Source organism: Pokkaliibacter plantistimulans (assembly GCF_003194385.1).
In the GTDB taxonomy this organism is placed as follows: Bacteria; Pseudomonadota; Gammaproteobacteria; order Pseudomonadales; family Balneatricaceae; genus Pokkaliibacter; species Pokkaliibacter plantistimulans.
This window is the reverse complement of record NZ_LAPT01000161.1, coordinates 1-3,215: the sequence shown is the minus strand read 5'-3', so window position 1 is coordinate 3,215 and position 3,215 is coordinate 1. Positions and strand designations below refer to the sequence as shown.

The following is a 3,215-nucleotide window of genomic DNA, read 5'->3' as shown; positions in this document are numbered from 1 at the left end:
CAACTGAGCTACGCCCACCATTTTCAGTAATAAAGTGAATCGCTTTTACGATGGCGCGTATCATACGATTCTGGTTTTTCCAGTCAAGTATTTTTGCGGTGCTGGTAAGGGTGTGACGGTTTTGCCCCTAGTGTACAATGCCGCATCGGTACTGCGAGGTTTAAGGATTGGTAGATGTCAGCGAAAACTGTGCGTGAACAAGTATTTGCAGTTGCAGATGACTTACTTATGTCAGGGACTGAGCCTGTCTTAAGGTTGGTTAGTGCCAGGCTTGCAGATGTGGATGATACGGCAATTCAAACTACCCTGCACGAGTGGTGGTTAATATTGCCACAGCGGATTCAGTATCGGTTGCCAATTGCAAGTGATTTGCCCAAGGAAGTGGTGCAAGTGGTGCAGGGGTTGTGGGACCAGGCAGTGAGGCAGGCTAGCGCTCAGCTTGATCATGAGCGTCGACAGATGGCTGCTCAGCTAGAACAGCAAGAGTCTGATGCTGGTCAACACATTGAGCGTTTGCGTACGGAAATTGTTGGGCATGAAGTGCACAATGAGCAGTTGCGCTCCAGGATTGATGAGCTTGAGCAAAAGGTTAAGACTTTGCAGGCTGAGTTGTCTCTGCAGAAGGCAACATTGCATGCTGAGTTGCAGAAGCGTGGTCAGGCAGAGCAACGTGAGTTGGATATAAAGCACGAACTGGATCGTGCCATCAGAAATCGTGATGAGTCCAGGCTTCAGTTTGAGTCTCGGTTAAAAGATGAGCAGGCGCGTTTGGTTGAAGTGCAGTCTAGGTATAAAGCGGAAGTGGGTCAGATGCGTGTTGCTCACGACCAGCTTCGAGATGATGCAAGCAAGAAGGAGTCCGCTCTTACTCGGCAGATTCATGAGTTGCAAGCGGAGCTTGCGCGAGCTGAGGTGAAGTCAGAAACACAGTTAACCCAGCTGAAAAGCTATGAGCAAGAGTTAAAGGGGTATCGGCTTGAGTCTGCTAGCTCCAGTAGGGATTTGAGTAAACTTAACGCGCAATTGTTGGCAGAGGTTAACAAGAGTAAGCGTTTTGAGCAGCGTATTCAGGAGTTGGAGAGTGCGCAGAAGGAAGTTGGTAAGCGGGTGTCCAGTTCTAATGCCGAGACGATGCGTAGGGAGTCGGATTTACGTCAGCAAGTGCTTGAACGAGAGGATGAATTATTGAGGCTTCGTGCTCAGCTCAAGCAGCAGCAAACGGTTATGTCAGCGCGTGAAGAAGAGATGAAGCGATTGCAGGCTAGAATGCAAGCGTAGCGGTGGTTGGTTGTAGTTTGGTGTAAGTTGTCTTTGGAGAGGGCCAGCAAAAAAAAGCTGGCTCTTTGCTTTTATGAGGATGCTGGCTTGGGTCGTTTATTCACCATGACGATTGCATAGCCTTGAGCTACTGTCTTGCCGTTTGTAGTGCAATTGGTGGTGAGCTTAACCTTCTTCCTGCGTAGATCTATCTCTTCTATGGTGGCTGTCGCCGTAATGGTGTCACCAATGTGAATGGGTAGCTTGAATTCCAGGTGCTGCTCCAGATAAATGGCGCCTGGTCCGGGTAATCGGGTGCCGAGCACGGCTGATATTAAGCCGCCTGCAAGCATGCCGTGAGCAATTTGTTTTCCGAAAGTGGTCGTTGCAGCATATTCGGCATCAATGTGAATTGGGTTTGTGTCGCCGGTTATATCTGCGAACTGGAGAATGTCAGATTCGCTTATGGTTTTTGCGATGCAATCGGACATTCCAACTGCAAGATCTTCCAAGTAATGGCCTTGATATGGGGTCATGATTTGTGGCCTTGGTCCAAAAGGTGGGAGCGATAACCGCTCCCGGGTCTGGTTTAATTATGTAGATGGTCTGCGGCGTGAAGCGTGTTTTCCATTAGTGTTGCGACCGTCATCGGGCCAACGCCGCCAGGTACGGGGGTGATCCAGCTGGCGCGCTCTGCTGCACTCTCGAACTCCACATCGCCTACTAGCTTGCCGTTGTCGAGACGATTAATTCCTACATCGATGACGATGGCTCCGGGTTTGATCCATTGACCTTTGACTAGTCCTGGTTTGCCAACGCCCACCACGACTAAATCGGCTTGGGCTACTTTGTCTGCCAGGTTTTTGGTGAAGCGATGTGTGGTGGTTACTGTGCAGCCTGCCAAGAGTAATTCCAGGCTCATTGGGCGGCCAACAATATTTGATGCGCCAACAACAATGGCATCCAGTCCCCTGATCGGGATGTTGGTGTGCTCTAGTAGTGTCATGATGCCTTTTGGGGTGCATGGGCGCAGTAAAGGCATTCTTTGGGCAAGGCGACCCATGTTGAATGGATGGAAGCCGTCAACGTCTTTGTCGGGGCGGATGTGCTCAAGTATAAGGTCGGCTTTTAAGTGAGTGGGCAGTGGGAGTTGTACCAGGATGCCGTCAATGTTGTTGTCATTATTAAGTCGGCTGATCAGTGATAATAGTTCGTCTTGTGTGGTGTTCTCTGATAGGTCGTAAGCTTCGGAGTAGAAGCCTACTTCCTCACATGCCTGGCGTTTGCTGTTTACATACACGTGAGATGCTGGATCTTGACCAATCAATATTACAGCTAAGCCAGGTTTGCGTTTGCCTGCTGCCAGCCTCTGCCGAACGCCTTCAGCAACTTTTGTGCGCACCTCTCGTGCAATGGCTTTGCCGTCTATAAGTTGTGCAGTCATGGTGGGTGTGGTCTTCCTCGCTATAAAACCGGGCGTGATTTTCGCACGCTTTGCCGGGAGAGCCAAACCGGGTTTTTGTCAGTTGATGCGGCTCTTGAGTACAGATGGTTGTAGTAAGGCTGTTTCGCTTCTGTGGGGGAGGGAGATATGTGGCTTTTCGTTTGGTGTCTATTGGTTGGTGTTGGTCTAAGTTATTAAAAAGCTTGACGTTAATCGGAATGGTGATATTATTCGGCCTCGTTTGGTGGGGTGTCGTTTAGATAGGTTGATTTATCGAAGATGCTGCCTCTGGTAGCGCGCTTGTAGCTCAATCGGATAGAGCATCGGCCTTCTAAGCCGAGGGTTGCAGGTTCGAGTCCTGCCAGGCGCGCCAGTTAAGAAGTAGTGGTGGGCGTAGCTCAGTTGGCAGAGCTCCGGATTGTGATTCCGGCGGTCGTGGGTTCAAGCCCCATCGTCCACCCCAATTCTTAAGCATGTGTTACTTTGGTTTGATATGGTGGGCGTAGCTCAGTTG

Annotated in this window: 3 protein-coding genes and 2 tRNA genes; 3 read left to right on the top strand and 2 right to left on the bottom strand. The window is 50.1% G+C overall.

Translation table 11 applies throughout. The annotated features are described in order from the left end of the window. Positions 1-174 precede the first annotated feature (174 nt). A complete protein-coding gene (locus tag WH50_RS25145; protein ID WP_110190157.1) occupies positions 175-1,278 on the top strand; it encodes a DNA-binding protein in 1,104 nt (367 codons plus the stop codon). Positions 1,279-1,349: 71 nt separating this feature from the next. On the opposite strand, the gene WH50_RS25140 is transcribed toward WH50_RS25145, so the two are convergent. After that, positions 1,350-1,793 carry a MaoC family dehydratase gene (locus tag WH50_RS25140; protein ID WP_110190155.1) on the bottom strand — a complete coding sequence of 148 codons (444 nt, stop codon included), beginning with the start codon at positions 1,791-1,793 and terminating at the stop codon, positions 1,350-1,352. A 53-nt stretch (positions 1,794-1,846) separates the two neighbouring features. Next, complete coding sequence (folD, locus tag WH50_RS25135; RefSeq protein ID WP_110190153.1) at positions 1,847-2,701, bottom strand: bifunctional methylenetetrahydrofolate dehydrogenase/methenyltetrahydrofolate cyclohydrolase FolD; 855 nt, start codon at positions 2,699-2,701, stop codon at positions 1,847-1,849. Between the two features lie 296 nt (positions 2,702-2,997). Between folD and WH50_RS25130 the strand changes: the two genes are divergently transcribed. Both WH50_RS25130 and WH50_RS25125 read left to right on the top strand, forming a co-directional pair. Further along, a tRNA-Arg gene (locus WH50_RS25130) sits at positions 2,998-3,074 on the top strand. Between the two features lie 14 nt (positions 3,075-3,088). Then, a tRNA-His gene (locus WH50_RS25125) sits at positions 3,089-3,164 on the top strand. The last annotated feature ends 51 nt before the right edge of the window (positions 3,165-3,215 follow it).

Coding starts and splice junctions, on each gene's coding strand:
- WH50_RS25145 (WP_110190157.1), top strand. CDS start 175: ATGTCAGCGAAAACTGTGCGTGAACAAGTATTTGCAGTTGCAGATGAC.
- WH50_RS25140 (WP_110190155.1), bottom strand. CDS start 1,793: ATGACCCCATATCAAGGCCATTACTTGGAAGATCTTGCAGTTGGAATG.
- folD (WP_110190153.1), bottom strand. CDS start 2,701: ATGACTGCACAACTTATAGACGGCAAAGCCATTGCACGAGAGGTGCGC.